Source organism: Streptomyces sp. NPDC020299, from assembly GCF_044387825.1.
Lineage (GTDB): Bacteria > Actinomycetota > Actinomycetes > Streptomycetales > Streptomycetaceae > Streptomyces.
Window position 1 is genome coordinate 563,679 of record NZ_JBIRWL010000002.1, and the last position, 13,358, is coordinate 577,036.

At 69.5% G+C, this 13,358-nt stretch carries 10 protein-coding genes and 6 pseudogenes; 5 read left to right on the forward strand and 11 right to left on the reverse strand.

Annotated features, from left to right (window positions below; translation table 11 throughout):
- The first annotated feature begins 342 nt into the window (after positions 1 to 342).
- Positions 343 to 1,239, forward strand: a complete 897-nt coding sequence (locus ACH45E_RS06750; protein ID WP_361443927.1) for an amidohydrolase family protein — start codon at positions 343 to 345, stop codon at positions 1,237 to 1,239.
- 57 nt (positions 1,240 to 1,296) lie between these two features.
- Here the strand turns inward: ACH45E_RS06750 and ACH45E_RS06755 are convergent.
- The 5 genes and pseudogenes from ACH45E_RS06755 to ACH45E_RS06775 form a co-directional block, all read right to left on the reverse strand.
- Positions 1,297 to 1,485, reverse strand: a pseudogene (locus ACH45E_RS06755) (M20/M25/M40 family metallo-hydrolase); the annotation flags it as partial.
- Positions 1,486 to 1,575: 90 nt separating this feature from the next.
- Positions 1,576 to 1,743, reverse strand: coding sequence for a hypothetical protein (locus ACH45E_RS06760; RefSeq protein WP_361443924.1), 168 nt, complete (start codon positions 1,741 to 1,743; stop codon positions 1,576 to 1,578).
- A gap of 81 nt (positions 1,744 to 1,824) precedes the next feature.
- Positions 1,825 to 2,112, reverse strand: a pseudogene (locus ACH45E_RS06765) (diaminopropionate ammonia-lyase); the annotation flags it as partial.
- Positions 2,113 to 2,131: 19 nt separating this feature from the next.
- On the reverse strand, positions 2,132 to 2,590 hold the full coding sequence (locus tag ACH45E_RS06770; RefSeq protein ID WP_361443921.1) for a TIGR03618 family F420-dependent PPOX class oxidoreductase: 459 nt from the start codon (positions 2,588 to 2,590) through the stop codon (positions 2,132 to 2,134).
- 7 nt (positions 2,591 to 2,597) lie between these two features.
- On the reverse strand, positions 2,598 to 2,903 hold the full coding sequence (locus tag ACH45E_RS06775) for a hypothetical protein (protein ID WP_361443918.1): 306 nt from the start codon (positions 2,901 to 2,903) through the stop codon (positions 2,598 to 2,600).
- Between the two features lie 203 nt (positions 2,904 to 3,106).
- On the opposite strand from ACH45E_RS06775, the pseudogene ACH45E_RS06780 reads away from it, so the two are divergent.
- Positions 3,107 to 3,850: pseudogene (locus ACH45E_RS06780) on the forward strand (serine hydrolase domain-containing protein); the annotation flags it as partial.
- 253 nt (positions 3,851 to 4,103) lie between these two features.
- Here ACH45E_RS06780 and ACH45E_RS06785 read toward each other — a convergent pair.
- Entirely contained in the window at positions 4,104 to 4,583 is a 480-nt protein-coding gene (locus tag ACH45E_RS06785; RefSeq protein ID WP_361444912.1) for an ATP-binding protein, read from the reverse strand.
- 159 nt (positions 4,584 to 4,742) lie between these two features.
- Here ACH45E_RS06785 and ACH45E_RS06790 point away from each other — a divergent pair, with 159 nt between their 5' ends.
- Together ACH45E_RS06790 and ACH45E_RS06795 are read left to right on the forward strand one after the other, a co-directional pair.
- Positions 4,743 to 5,273, forward strand: a complete 531-nt coding sequence (locus tag ACH45E_RS06790; RefSeq protein ID WP_361443915.1) for an STAS domain-containing protein — start codon at positions 4,743 to 4,745, stop codon at positions 5,271 to 5,273.
- A 447-nt stretch (positions 5,274 to 5,720) separates the two neighbouring features.
- Positions 5,721 to 6,080, forward strand: coding sequence for a hypothetical protein (locus ACH45E_RS06795; RefSeq protein WP_361443912.1), 360 nt, complete (start codon positions 5,721 to 5,723; stop codon positions 6,078 to 6,080).
- A gap of 724 nt (positions 6,081 to 6,804) precedes the next feature.
- On the opposite strand, the pseudogene ACH45E_RS06800 reads toward ACH45E_RS06795, so the two are convergent.
- From ACH45E_RS06800 to ACH45E_RS06810, 3 genes and pseudogenes are all read right to left on the reverse strand, one after another.
- A pseudogene (locus ACH45E_RS06800) lies at positions 6,805 to 7,197 on the reverse strand (transposase); the annotation flags it as partial.
- Between the two features lie 122 nt (positions 7,198 to 7,319).
- Positions 7,320 to 7,521, reverse strand: a pseudogene (locus ACH45E_RS06805) (ATP-binding protein); the annotation flags it as partial.
- 290 nt (positions 7,522 to 7,811) lie between these two features.
- Positions 7,812 to 8,690 carry an alpha/beta hydrolase gene (locus ACH45E_RS06810; protein ID WP_361443909.1) on the reverse strand — a complete coding sequence of 293 codons (879 nt, stop codon included), beginning with the start codon at positions 8,688 to 8,690 and terminating at the stop codon, positions 7,812 to 7,814.
- 112 nt (positions 8,691 to 8,802) lie between these two features.
- Here ACH45E_RS06810 and ACH45E_RS06815 point away from each other — a divergent pair, with 112 nt between their 5' ends.
- Positions 8,803 to 10,740, forward strand: a complete 1,938-nt coding sequence (locus tag ACH45E_RS06815; RefSeq protein ID WP_361443906.1) for an AfsR/SARP family transcriptional regulator — start codon at positions 8,803 to 8,805, stop codon at positions 10,738 to 10,740.
- A 407-nt stretch (positions 10,741 to 11,147) separates the two neighbouring features.
- Here ACH45E_RS06815 and ACH45E_RS06820 read toward each other — a convergent pair.
- Together ACH45E_RS06820 and ACH45E_RS06825 are read right to left on the reverse strand one after the other, a co-directional pair.
- Positions 11,148 to 11,689: pseudogene (locus ACH45E_RS06820) on the reverse strand (transposase family protein); the annotation flags it as partial.
- A complete protein-coding gene (locus ACH45E_RS06825; RefSeq protein WP_361443903.1) occupies positions 11,686 to 12,717 on the reverse strand; it encodes a serine hydrolase domain-containing protein in 1,032 nt (343 codons plus the stop codon). The gene ACH45E_RS06825 and the pseudogene ACH45E_RS06820, both read right to left, overlap by 4 nt.
- Between the last annotated feature and the right edge of the window lie 641 nt (positions 12,718 to 13,358).

Below are 13,358 nucleotides of genomic sequence, written 5' to 3' on the forward strand. Positions count from 1 at the left end.
TCTACCACTCCGCCCGCCTCGTCCTGGCCGCCTGCGCTGAGGAGACGCCGCGCGACACCGCCCGGGCATCCCCGTGGCAGCCGAGGCGTTCGAGGACCGGGAACGGCTGCCCGCCCAGGTGTTGAGAGGAGTGGCACCGCCTTTTGGGCCGAGGCTCAGAATCGCGCCCCTGGCCACCGGCGAAGGGGCCACCGCCGATGCGCAGTGTGCGCACGGCCCAGGATCAGCCCGGGGCGACTCCCGGTCGTGGGCGGAACTCCTCTGCCACCACGCACGTCACCCGTTCGGAACGTACTCTCTGCCCAGGGCAGGTCGGAGCACACCCAGGAGTGTGAGAGCCACATGACGGAAACAGGTGACTCGGTGGGCGAGGCGGCCGAGATCCGGCGGTTCCAGGAGCGGCTCGGGCTGCCAGGACTCGTCGACGTCCACACCCACTTCATGCCCGAACGCGTGCTGCGCAAGGTCTGGGGCTACTTCGACTCCCTCAGCCCCGTGACCGGCGGCATCGAGTGGCCCATCACCTATCGCCATGAGGAGACCGAACGCCTTGCCGTCTTGCGAAAGTTCGGGGTCCGTGCCTTCACCGCGATGCTCTATCCGCACAAGCCGGGCATGGCCGAATGGCTCAACCAGTGGGCCGCCGACTTCGCCCGGCGTACCCCCGACTGCCTGCACACCTCGACCCTTTTCCCCGAGGCGGGCGTGGAGATCTACGTCCGGGAAGCGGTCGAGGCGGGCGCACGGGTCTTCAAGGCGCACCTACAGGTAGGGGCGTACGACCCCGCTGACGAGACCCTCGACCCCGCCTGGGGTCTTCTCTCCGAGGCGGGGATCCCCGTAGTGATGCACTGCGGATCCGGACCCGCGCCCGGCAAGCACACCGGACCCGGGCCGGTCGCCCGCATGCTCGCCCGGCACCCCCGGCTGCGGCTCGTCGTCGCCCACATGGGCATGCCGGAGTACGAAGACTTCCTCGACCTCGCCGAGCGGTACGAGGAGGTGCGGCTTGACACCACGATGGCGTTCACCGACTTTGCCGAGCGGTCCGCGCCGTTCCCGCAGCGGGCGCTGCCCCGGCTGGCCGACCTGGGCGAGAGGATCCTGCTCGGCAGTGACTTCCCCAACATCCCTTACCCGTACGTCCATCAGCTGGCGGCCCTGGAGCGGCTGGGGCTCGGAGACGCCTGGCTGCGGGGCGTCTGCCACGACAACGGGGCACGGCTGTTCGAGCTGTGACGGAGGCCGTCTCACCGACCGGGGAGCACGGGGCAGGCGACCGGCGTCGGCGACGAGGGCGAGAACGACATCGCCCCGCAGCGGGCCGTGGGCGGTGGCGCGGGCTGCGGCGACCATCATGGCGGCGATGCCGCCCTTCATGTCGAAGGTGCCGCGGCCGTACATCCTGCCGTCGCGGATCCGCGGGTCGAGCGGGTCGCCGTCGTAATCGGCGAGGCTGACGGTGTCGAGGTGTCCGTTGAGCATGAGCGTACGGCCGCCGCCGGTGCCGCGGGCGATCGCGACGAGCGAGGGCCTGCCAGGGCGCTTCTCCAGCCTGTGCACCTCGAAGCCACGCTAGGCCAGCCACGCGCCGCAGAAGTCGGCGACGGCCCGCTCACCGGCCCCACCGGGTACGAGATCGGGGTTGACCGAATCGATGGAGATCAGTCCGGCCAGCAGGCGGCCGGAGTCGGAGTCCGGGGAATCGGCTGGTGCTGAGGTCGAGGGGGTCTCGGGGAGCATGAGGGACCTTCCGAAGTCCTGTTACCGCCTCAGGGGTCAGGGACGGGGTGGCGACGACGCACGCCGACGGGTGTCGCGCGTTCAGTTGGCGATGGCAGAGCGCGGGTTGGCGGCCGCGCCCTCGGTGCTCAGCAGGACGACCACCGACGTCGTGTCGAGGCCCAGTGCCGTACGACGCTCTTCGGCGCCCACGCCGGTGAGCACCGCGCGGAGACCGGCGAGCGCGGCGGCCCCGCAGGGGCCCGAGGAGACCCCAAGGGCGGCAAGATCACCGGCGGCGCGGAGGCTGTCGGCGTCTTTGATCGCGACCGCGGCGTCCAGGCCGCCGTGCAGATGGGGCCAGGCGATGCTCGAAGGGGTGCCGCAGCTCGCACGGAACCGATATGTCCTAACCGTCGATTTCGAGCACCGTGCCGTACAGTCGGTCCACCTTCAGCCGGATGACCACCCGACGCTCGGCAACCAACTCTTCCAGGAACGCGGCTTCGTCCTCGGGCCGCCCGGCCTTCGGGATCATCCCGAGCAGTTCCCGCCCCACCGCGTCCCCAGGAACCGTCGTGCTCTCAGAGACCTCGGTCTCGCCTTCGGCGACAGCAAACGACCACACATCGCCGCCCGGCACATGCAGCGCCGCACGGGGATTGCGCCGCAGGTGCTGGACTTTGACCCGGTCGGCCGTGGTCGAGAACCGCACAATGCGGGCTTCGGGGTCCCAGCTGTACACCATGGTGGTCAGGTGGGGGTGGCCACTGCGCTTGATGGTGGCGAGCGTGCCGAACTGCTGCTGGCCAAGCAAGCTGGAAAGGGCTTCGTCGGACAGTGAGCGAGGCGCTGGGCGTTGAGTCATGAAGTGATCAACGTCCCTCGCCGTCCAGCAATTCCATGGACTCCATAAGCCCAACGCCCACTTTCGCAACAGGCCCGAGCCCGAACGTGAGCACGAGCCCGTTCGCGAGCCCGGCCTGGGACCCATTGAAGAGCTCGAACACGAGCCCGTATGCGAGTGCGCCCGCGAACCCGCCCACGAGCGTCATGACGGAGAAGGTGCGACGGTCCCCAGCCAAGACCGCGCCTGGTCCCACTGCCTTGTCCAGATCGGGGTGCATCGACCTGAGCCCTCCCATGAACCCGTCCGCGAGCACGCCCGCGATCCCGACCAAGCCGCAAGATCGCGGGCTCAACTCAGTTTGCAGCGGTCAGCTAATCACGTGGGTCCGAAACGGCGTTCGGATACGGTGCCCGGATGGCTTCTCAGCGTGCCCTGCTGCCGCGCTCGACACCGGCCGCCTCGGGGTTGTCGTCCCGGTCGATCGCCGCGCTGCTGGATCGGCTCGAAGCACGATCCGTCGAGTGCCACTCCCTCATGGTAGTACGCCACGGTCACGTCGTCGCCGAAGGCTGGTGGGCGCCGTACTCTGCCGAACGCCCGCACCTTCTCTACTCGCTGACCAAGTCGTTCACCTCGGTCGCCGTGGGGCTCGTGATCGCCGACGGGCTACTCTCGCTGGGCGATCGAGTGGTGGACGTATTGCCCGACCACGTCCCAGCCGACGTCTCGGAGCAAGGCAGCCGCATCACCGTTCACCACCTGTTGTCCATGACAGCGGGGCGTCTCACGGACAGTCTCGCCGAGGCCTGGGAACTGGAACCCGACGACTTGGTGAAGGGCTTCTTGCGCTTGCCGTTTGCCGCAGCCGAGGGAACGCGGCACGCCTACGACAACTCAACCACCTTCATCCTGGCCCGGATGGTGGAACGGGTCACGGGCTGCGCTCTGCCGGAGTTCCTCGACGAGCGCATCTTCAAGCCGATGGGCGTCGACCACGCCGAATGGGACCGGGTGAAGAGCGGTGCCGCCTTCGGATTCCATGGACTGCACCTCACGACCGAGGCTGTCGCCGCGTTTGGGGAGCTGTTGCTGCGTGGAGGCCACTGGGGTGACCAGCAACTCATCCCGCGCGAATGGGTTGAGCTCGCGACCAGACGGCACATCGACTGCGTGCCGTTCAAGGACGACGGATCGGACGACGCCGACTTCTCCTGTGGTTACGGCTACCAGTTCTGGATGTCGCGTCACGGGTACCACGGTCATGGTTCCTTCGGACAGCAGTGCGTGGTGGTCCCGTCGCACGATCTCGTGGTCGCCGTGACTGCGCAAGGGGAGGCTCAGGACGTGCTCGACGCCATGTGGGAGTGCCTGCTGCCCGGCGTGGGCCATGCGGGAAGTGCCCTGGAAGACGAGATCCTCGCCGATCGGCTGCAGCGGCTGTCTTTGCCGCCGGTGCCGGGTTCGGCCATGCTCAGCCCTGCTCGGAGGGTCCCCCGAGAAGAGCGGGCGCTGATCATTCTGTTCGGAGTTCTTACTGGGGTCGGCGGCCGGTGGGCGCGCCGCCTGGGTCGTCCAGCATCGCGATGCGGGCGGTGTTGCGTTTGCCGACCGGCTCACGTTGCGCCTCGAAGCCGTGGGCGAGGGCCATCACGATCTCCAGCCCGTGCTGTCCGACGCGTCCGGCATCCGCGGACCTTGCCAACGGCAGCACTGGATCGGAGTCCCACACGACTACCTCCACCAGGTCACCGGTGATCCGCAGATCCATCAGGACCGGGCCCGGCGCGTACTTGCAGGTGTTGGTGACCAGCTCACTCACCACCAACTGCGTCACATCCATGGCGCGCTCGGAGACCGGCAGCCCGTGCTCGGCCTGCACCCGGGCAAGGAAGTCCGCAGCCAGATGGCGTGCCTGAGCGATGCAGGTGCCGTCCCCGTCCAAGGCCACCGTGGTCTGTATGGCCTGCGCCTGAGGCGTCACGCCGTCCTCACCCAAAGGCACTGATTCCATGCCGGCCGCCTTCGCCACCACGTCCACACCCCGCGCGCGTACCCGCATCTGACCGGTACAGCTCCTCGGTCCCTGTGTCGGCTCTGTCACATCGGGGCATGATCCGAACCGTTCAGGGCAGCACTCGGGGCGAAGTTTCAGGGTGGCAGTACCACCGGCATGGCAGCGGGACCAATGGCGGAGAACGAAGGAGCCGGGCGGACACCGCAGCCCGGTGGGCTGCAAGTCGTATCCGCCACCACCGACGGCATCCGCGTGCTGACCCTGGCCGGAGAGATCGACCACCACACCAGCGACGAGCTCAGGCAGGCCCTGGACCTCTCCGACACCGTCCGGCCCCGCATCGTCATCGACATGCGCCAGATCGCCTTCATGGACTCCAGCGGCGTCAACCTCTTCGTCACCGCACACCGGGCCGTCACCGAGGCAGGAGGATGGCTGCGCCTGACACCTCGGGATGCTCGCCGCTGCCCGGACCGACTGCGAGTCCACGATCGCCGCACTCGGATCCGGGCTGCGGCCAACCTTCGCGCGCACCCGGTCGCGGGGCCGGTGTGGAGCTCGGCGACCAGACCGGCCGCCTGCCAGCGTCGGGCGAAGGCGTGCACCCGCCGGCTCTGGAATCCGTCCCACCCGGACACCGCACAAGCCGGCACTCGGCAGGAGGAACACCCGCCAGAGGGCGCCTGATCAGCCGGTTACGGAATGCGCGGAGTCGGCGCGCAACAGCTGCTGTTTCGGCACCCTCATCGCCCGGTCCGCTCACCTTCGCGCCATCCGGCTGCACACCGCCAGGAACCCGCATTCGAACCGACGGCCCATCGATCGGGAAGCGGATGGCTTCTCAGCGCCGACTGGGCAAGCCCACGCAACAGGCGCGCCCAGCCTGCCGGCCAACGGTCCTGGTGGCACGGGCTGCGCAGAACGTTTGCCCTTCGGGGAGTCGCGGGTGGAGGCGGGAGTGTGCGACGGTGGGAAGACCCGAGACCGGCCGGCACCCGCGGGTGCCGGCCTTTCGGGGAGCCGGGCGTTGCCCCCATCCAGGGCACCCGGCCCCCCGCCATCGTCGTAGACCCCCTCTCCTCGGGGGTGCTTCGCCTTTGGGCTCATCAACCCCCGGAAGGGGGCGCGCCCAGCATGAACATCATCACCACCATCGACGGCACCTCCGCACGCATCACACTGCGCGGGGACATCGACTTCGACACCCTGCGCCCGCTGCGCGCCGCCGTCGATGTGCTGCCGGCACACGTGACCGACCTGCTGTGGGACCTGCACCAGACGCCCTTCATGGACGTCGTCGGCCTCCACCTCCTCTTCGACCACACCCCTGTTGACGGCCCGGACCGCCGGACGACCGTGACAGGCCTGCGTGAGCAGCCGCTGCGGCTGCTGCTCCTGGCCGCCGACCTCAGCCCCGACACCTTCGACCTTGCCCGCCTGTTTCCCGATACACCGCCCACCGACTTCCAACAGGCGGTACCCGAGCGGCCCTGATGAGGGCGCCGGACGCCACTGCTGCAGTCCCCTTGGGAAAAGACACGGCCGCGTCAGCACACGGCAGTCGGCGGCGGGCCGTGCGCATGTGCGGACAGATGGGCTGCGCCCGCGTGGCCGGAGCAGCGATGGCTGCGCATGAGCTTGACATTTGTCGTCCAGCATCGAGCTCGGAGCCTTGGTTGACGTCAGTCCCATGCGTTGAAGAGCACTCCGCCCAATGTCGTGATGCCGTAGAAGCGAACTTCGCGCCATTCGCCGTGGGTTAGGAGCGAGGTGTCGATGTCCGAGAGCGACAGAGTGAGCTGCGCGCCGTCAAGCACTGCAAACCCCAGGTCGGCAAAGAAATGGGCCCACGGTGGCGGTGCGAGGAACTCCTCGGTGTACCAGTCCCGGCGTTCCTGTGCGAATGCGATCCAGGGGTGGTGGACGTGGCACCGGATGATGCACTCCTGTGTCCTCGATGACCGTCGCGGTATGGAACGTACGGGGGTACGTCTGTTCCTCCATCGCGCCCACATGGCCTTTGGCCGCCCGGGCCGCTGCATACAGCGCTGCCCGAAACGCCCGCTGGTCGGTTTCCGGTAGCGGCCCGTCCTTCGGCTGGAGGAAGCCCGTGGCGCCTCGCGGCAGTGTGAACGCTGCGTCCTTGTCTACGGCCATGTGACTCATTCTGGCGAAGACAGACCCCGCCGACCTCTGGCTGGTGCTCTGAGCTGCTGTTTTATGCAGTTCGCCAAGGCTTCGTCCCTCTCCTGTGGTGGGACGGGCGAGCATAGGCCTCGCCAGTGGCGAGGACCCGGCCCACATCGTGCCGGATGGCCGGACGGCGGTTCTTCGAGCCGGGCGGCCGCCCGGGACCGGGACGCGTCGGTTTGGGTGCAGCGGCCGGGGAGCTGGTCTTCGTACGGAGGTGGCTGAACCGTCGCCGCACGCGGGCGGGCGTGAGCCTGATCGGTTCGGCAGGCTTCTCCCAGGGCTGCCGCAGGTCCGCGGCAAGCGGACGGGCCAGCCGTAGCTGGGCACAGACGGCAATCACCAGGCATGTCCACCGATCGGCCGCCTCCGGATTGCGAAGCCGCGGTTTTGTCCCCCCGAGGGTCTGCTTGAACAGGCGGAGCTGTTCTCGATCGCCGAGCAGATCATCAAGCACGCGCAGGGCGCGGCCTTGCCCGGGACGGTCCTGGCCGAACTCGACGTCGCCCTCGCCCACAGGAGGTGACCGCAGCGGGAGCAGGCGGGGCGGCGGCCGGTGATGCTGCTGCCCGGTTCGTCCAGGAGCGCGATACGGGCGGCGATGCGTTTACCGACCGGCTCCCGCTGTGCCTCAAAGCCCTGGGCGACGGCCATCACGATCTCCAGCCCGTGCTGGACCACCCGGCCCATCGGCGGCCCGGGCCACGGGCAGCACCGGGTCGCTGTCCCATACCACTACCTCCATCCCAGAATTCGTTGACGGCGGTGTCCCGCAGGGTCACTGAGCGCATGGTTCCCTGGAAGTTGTCGACCGTGGAAACGGTGAATTCCGGCAGGGGTACAGGTCTTCCACGCGGTCGTTCCAGGTGTCGATGAACGGCTCCCACGTTCTCCGGCCGGTGCCGGTGCCGGTGCCGGTGCCGGTGGAGTCGGCGTCGGCGGTGGACGTGCCCACCTTGTCGCTCGGTCCAGGGAAACGCGGTCTGCTGCTCATGTGTCCTCCGCGCCGATGAACATGTCGCTGGCCCGTCTGGCTCAGCGGGCCAGTAGGCCCTGGATCGCCGCCGCGATCTCGTCGGGTGCCTCCTCTGCCATGAAGTGCCCCGCTCGGGTCAGCCGGTGGTCCAGGTCCGGCGCCCACGCCTTCCACACCCCGGCAGCGTCGTAGCCCAGTTGCGCGCCCCAGTCCTGCTGGACGACCGTCACGGGCATGGCCAGCTGCGACCCGGCGTCGAGGTCCGCCTGGTCGTGTATGACGTCGATGCCCGCCGAGGCCCGGTAGTCCGCGACGATCGACGTCACTGCCGCGGCGCTCGCCCGCAGGTATTCGGCACGCACCTCCTCGGGTATGGCGGTCGGGTCGTTGGCCCAGGCCTTGAGGAACGAGCCGAAGAACGCGTCCGCACTGCCCGCGATCATCGCCTCCGGCAGGCCCGGCGGCTGCGCCATCAGGAACAGGTGGTAGCCGACCGCCGCCGAAGCGCCATGCAGGACGTTCCACATGTCGAGTGTCGGCACGATGTCGAGGATGCCTAGGTGCGTGATGGTTTCAGGGTGGTCCAACCCCGCCCGGAAGGCGACCAGGGCGCCCCGATCGTGGCCGACGAGGGCAAAGCGCTCGTGGCCGAGCGCCGCCGCCAGGGTCACGACGTCGGCGGCCATGGTGCGCTTGGCGTACACATCGGGGCCGATGGCCGGCGGCTTGCCGCTGGCTCCGTAGCCCCGCAGGTCAGGACAGATTACGGTGTGCTCGTCGGCGAGCCGCTCGGCGACGTGTCGCCACATCAGGTGGGTCTGGGGAAATCCGTGCAACAGCACGACCGGGGTGCCGCTGCCTCCGACGGCGGCAGCCAGCTCCACACCGTCCGCACCGGGCAGGCGGATGTGATCGAAGCCGGGGATGGTGAGCGTCATGAGGGACCATCCTTTCGGGTCGGGGACGTGACCGGATCAGCTTGGGCGACGCCGATCAGCAGCCGATCAGTACGGTTGGGCGCAGCCGATCCCCGGCACGGAGGATGGGGACATGCGAATCGACGTGCTCGGCGTGGTGCGGGCCCTCCGTGACGACGGCAGCTCGGTTGACCTGGGCGGGCCCCGCCATCGAGAGGTACTCGCCCGGCTCGTCGCCGCTGAGGGACGGATGGTCACCACCGACACCCTTGTCGATGACCTGTGGACCGATCCGCCGGCCCGCGCCGTGGGCGCTCTGCGTACGTTCGTCGCCGCGCTGCGCCGCGCCCTCGAACCCGACCGGCCGCCCCGCGATCCGCCGCGCGTCATCGTCACCGAAGGTCCCGGCTACGCGCTGCGCCTGCCGCGCGAGGACGTGGACGTCCATCGGTTCCAGGACATCCTGGCCCGAGCCCGCCGTAACCCCGACGCGGTGACCGACCTCGGCGCGGCACTCGCGAGCTGGCGCGGACCCGCCTACGCCGATGTGACCGGCTCCGCATGGGCGCAGCGCGAGCGGACCCGGCTGGAGGAGTTGAGGTTGGAGGGGGTGGAACTGCGCGCCCGCATCCTCCTCGACTCCGGGGGAGGGGCCGATCTCGTCGCCGAACTGGGTGCCCACGTCGCCGAACAGCCGTGGCGCGAGCCGGCCTGGGGGCTGCTTGCCCGCGCGCTGTACCGCGCGGGCCGCCAGGCCGACGCGCTGGCCACCCTCCGCCGCGCCCGCGCGATGCTCGTTGACCAACTCGGACTCGACCTCGGTGCCGGCCTTCAGCGCCTGGAGGCTGACATCCTCAACGGGTCCGCGCTACCCGAAGGAGCATGTACCACGTGGACCGGCCATGGTGTCCGGCTCGGCCCGCGCACCACCGTGGATCTGGCCCGCACCCTCGCACTGGCGGGTGGCGACGCCCTCGTCCACTCGCGGCGCGACCGCCTCGCCGCCATCCTGGCGGCAGAACGCACGGGAGACCTCTTCCTGACCGCCCGGATCATCGGAGCCTACGACGTGCCCGCCCTCTGGAGCCGGGCCGACGACCCCGAGCAGTCCCGCGCCGTCGTCGCGGCTGCCGAGCGCACGCTCACAGCGCTCGGCTCAGACGGCCCCGCCGACCTGTCCGCCCGCCTCCTGGCCACAATCGCCACCGAGAGCCGCAGCGCCGATCTGTCCGGGACCGAGCTGAAGCGCGCGCGGCAGGCGGCGAATCAAGCCGCGGTGCTGGCACGGGACCTGGCCGATCCTGCCCTGCTGGCCTTCGCCCTCAACGGGGTATTCCTGCAGTCCTTCACCCGCCCCGGGCTCGCGGCGGCACGAGACAGGACCGGCGCCGAGATCCTCGACCTGGCCACCCGGCACGAGCTGCCGAACTTCGCCATACTCGGCCGACTCGTCCGCCTGCAATCCGCCTCGGCCCTCGGCGACCTCCACGCCGCGACCTCGCACGCCCATGCAGCCGACCAGCTCGCCGTCACCACCGAAGCGCCCCTTGTCTCCGTCCTCACCGGGTGGTTCAGGGCCCGGGTCACGGCCGCCCGCAGCACCGAACCCGGCGGACCGACCGCCGCCACGGCCGCAGCGCACTACCGCGCTGCCGAAGACGCCCTCCGGACGGCCGGAATGCCAGGGCTGCACCGCGGCCTGTTCCCGCTCGCCCTATTGGGACTGCGTCTGCTGCACGACCGGCCCGCGCCCACCGACCCGCACCTCGACTGGGGCCCGTACCGACCCTGGGCGCGACCTCTCGTGCTCCTCGCCCAGGACCGGGGTGAGGAGGCCCGAACCGCCCTCGCCGCGGTGCCCGAACCACCGCGTGACCACATGCAGGAGGCCATGTGGTGCCTGACCGCCCGCGCCGCCGTACGCCTCGACGAGCGCAAAATCGCCACGCACGCCGCGGCTGCCCTGCGCGATGCCTGCGCAGAACACGCCGGTGCCGCTAGCGGAATGCTGACCCTGGGCCCGGTGGCCCGGTACCTGGCAGAGGCGGAAGCATGCGCCGGAGCGGGGTAAGCGACCCAGATCCGCGGACCCCGAGCGCGTCCGCGCTCACCCCACCCCCACGGTCCGGCGAAATCAGGCCGCCATGACGTTCAGGGACATCCGCCGCCCTACGCCAGGCGGTCGGTGTTTCGGCGACGGTCTCGACGCCACGCGGCCGCGACCGCCTGCCTGCCGCGCGACGGGCTCGGCTTCGTCCTTCCCGGCGGTCACCAGACCGAAATCGTTGCCGACGTTCCGCCCAAGGAGTGCGATAACCCTGGCTTCCCTGCGACTTGCCCCAGCCCTCGGCCACCATGGGCTGTCATACGCGCGCTGGGCCGGTTGCGCGTCGGCGGGGCCGCCGCGCTCGTGCCGGTATCGGTGCGGCGGCGACGTCATGTGGGGAACGTCGGCGTGGGAGACGTTGACGGCCTGCTGGCCTGCTGGCCTGCGGAGATGTTCTCCCAGCGGGTGCGGTAGGGGACACGCACGGTGCCGCCGGCACCCTGGTGTCCCCTATCGGCCCAGCAGCGCACGTCGGCCTCGGCCAGGGCGTCGATGATGCCGAGGGTACGGGCGGCCTTGATGTCGTGCTTCTTGTGATTCCCGGAGCAGTACGGCCGGTCGGCGGCGACCCGGTCGATGGGAAGCAGAGTGCCATCGAGGATGACGAAGGCCTTCGTGCGCAGGCGAGGGTAGCCGCGTCGAGGTCCGGGGCGACGACTGCCAGGACCTCGACCGCCTCGGCGATGTAGCGGTAGACGGTGGCGATCCCGACGCCGAACCCGGCTGCGAGCTGGGCATAGGTGTGGCCGCACCGCAGGTGGACCAGGGCCAGCAGGGCCTGACGGACCGCGCTCAGTCGGCGCCACCGCGTGCCCCGCTCCCGGCGTCGGGTGGCCAGCAGGCGGGAGATATGGCGCAGGGTGGCTGACAGGTTGATCTCGGTAGGCGACTCCCACGGAAACGCACAGGTCAGTCGAACATGGCGCAGTTGACCGCGTCCATCAGGGCCGCGCCGGTCTGGTGCGCCTGCTTGATGAGAGTGGACGTGGCAAAGAAGAAGGCGGCCGTGCGATGGCCGGTGGAGTCGGTGACGTTGTAGGTCGCATAGCCCGGGACGACGCCGACGTGGTCCCAGACCGTGCCACAGTCGGTCTTCGCCGTCTCGATGCCCAACCCGTAGCCGAGGTCGTCCGGGTCCCCCGGCCCGCTCTCCGGCACGGTGGTGCGCATCTCGGCCAGTTGGGCGGCGGGCAGCAGGCGGCCCGACATCAGCGCGCCGTAGAAACGGGACCAGTCACCGGCGGTGGACACGATCGCGGCATCCGCTCCGTCGGCCGTGACGTAGTCGCCGGTGACGTCCACGTGGTCGTCGTGCTGCGGTCCGGCGTAGTTCCTGAACTCGTCGGGGACGTCCGGTGGCATGTGGGCGGCGTCAGGTTCGTAGCCGTGCGCGTGCCGGTCGTGCCAGGCGGAGCCGGTGGCGTAGAAGGTGTGCCGGAGCCCCAGGGGTCCGGCGATGCGGTCCCGTACCAGCGCCGCAAGGTTCTTACCGGTGGCCTTCTCCAGGACGGCGCCGATCGCGATGTAGTTGGTGTTGCTGTACGACCACTCGGTGCCGGGCTCGAACAGTGCCGGGTGTCTGCTCACCAGGCTCAGGATTTCCGTCGATGTCCATAGGTGGGAGTCCCGGCCGGTGAGGGCCGGTGCGAGGGCGGGGTCCTCGGTGTAGTCGAACAACCCGCTGGTGTGGTTGAGCAGCATGCGCAGGGTGATCGCTCTGCCGTTGCGCACCTGGCCGGGCAGCCACTTGTCGACCGGGTCGGCGAGGGCGAGTCTGTGCTCAGCGACCAGTTGCAGGACGAGGGTGGCCATCACCGTCTTGGTGTTGGACGCTTCTCGCACCTCGTCGTCCGCCCTGAGCCGATGGTCCTTCTTCGTCCAGGCGGCCTGCTCGGAGATCTCGATGGGTCTGCCGTGACCGTCGTCCACCCGCACGATCACCCCAGGCACTCCTTCTTCCACCAACTTCCGCGCCAACTCCCGCAGGTGGGCGCGTGTCTCCGCAGTGCCGTCCTGTCGGACCGCCGAGAGCGTCCGAGGGCCGGCGGCCGCACTCTCGCGGACCGCCGCACTCTCGTGGATCGGGTTCGCACTCGACGGGGTCGCAGCGAGGGGCACGACGAGGGCCGCGGACACCGCAACTGTTGCTAATGCGCGTAACCCCGTCAGTTGCGGGCGCCGTCGAACACGCATATTCACACGCAATTCATGCTCCTTCGAGAATTCGGGAAGGCGCCGTCGGGCGCGATCGGGTACGGGGAGGAGAACACGGGATTCCGCCCGGTGAGTTGTCGCCCGGTCCTGGGGTGAAGCCGGCTCCGGCGGGCCCTGCGCAGCCCTGGGGAATCCTTCGGAGGATAGCCGAAGGCAGGGTGAAAAAGATGAGTATCGGTTACGCAATCGTGTTTTCCTGGGTGGAGTCCGCGAAACGAGCGGCTTCAGTGAGTTGTTGAGCTCGACCTCGATGTCCTGTGACGACCGGCCGGCTTCACCTGCGGACCACGAACCTCATCGAGTCAAATTTCTCCACGGTCCAGTTCCGTACCCAAGGTCGTGCGAGGCTCGGGCGGCCTGGCGGCGAT

Coding starts and splice junctions, on each gene's coding strand:
- ACH45E_RS06770 (WP_361443921.1), bottom strand. CDS start 2,590: ATGACTCAACGCCCAGCGCCTCGCTCACTGTCCGACGAAGCCCTTTCC.
- ACH45E_RS06750 (WP_361443927.1), top strand. CDS start 343: ATGACGGAAACAGGTGACTCGGTGGGCGAGGCGGCCGAGATCCGGCGG.
- ACH45E_RS06785 (WP_361444912.1), bottom strand. CDS start 4,583: ATGGAATCAGTGCCTTTGGGTGAGGACGGCGTGACGCCTCAGGCGCAG.
- ACH45E_RS06790 (WP_361443915.1), top strand. CDS start 4,743: ATGGCAGCGGGACCAATGGCGGAGAACGAAGGAGCCGGGCGGACACCG.
- ACH45E_RS06815 (WP_361443906.1), top strand. CDS start 8,803: ATGCGAATCGACGTGCTCGGCGTGGTGCGGGCCCTCCGTGACGACGGC.
- ACH45E_RS06795 (WP_361443912.1), top strand. CDS start 5,721: ATGAACATCATCACCACCATCGACGGCACCTCCGCACGCATCACACTG.
- ACH45E_RS06760 (WP_361443924.1), bottom strand. CDS start 1,743: ATGCTCCCCGAGACCCCCTCGACCTCAGCACCAGCCGATTCCCCGGAC.
- ACH45E_RS06810 (WP_361443909.1), bottom strand. CDS start 8,690: ATGACGCTCACCATCCCCGGCTTCGATCACATCCGCCTGCCCGGTGCG.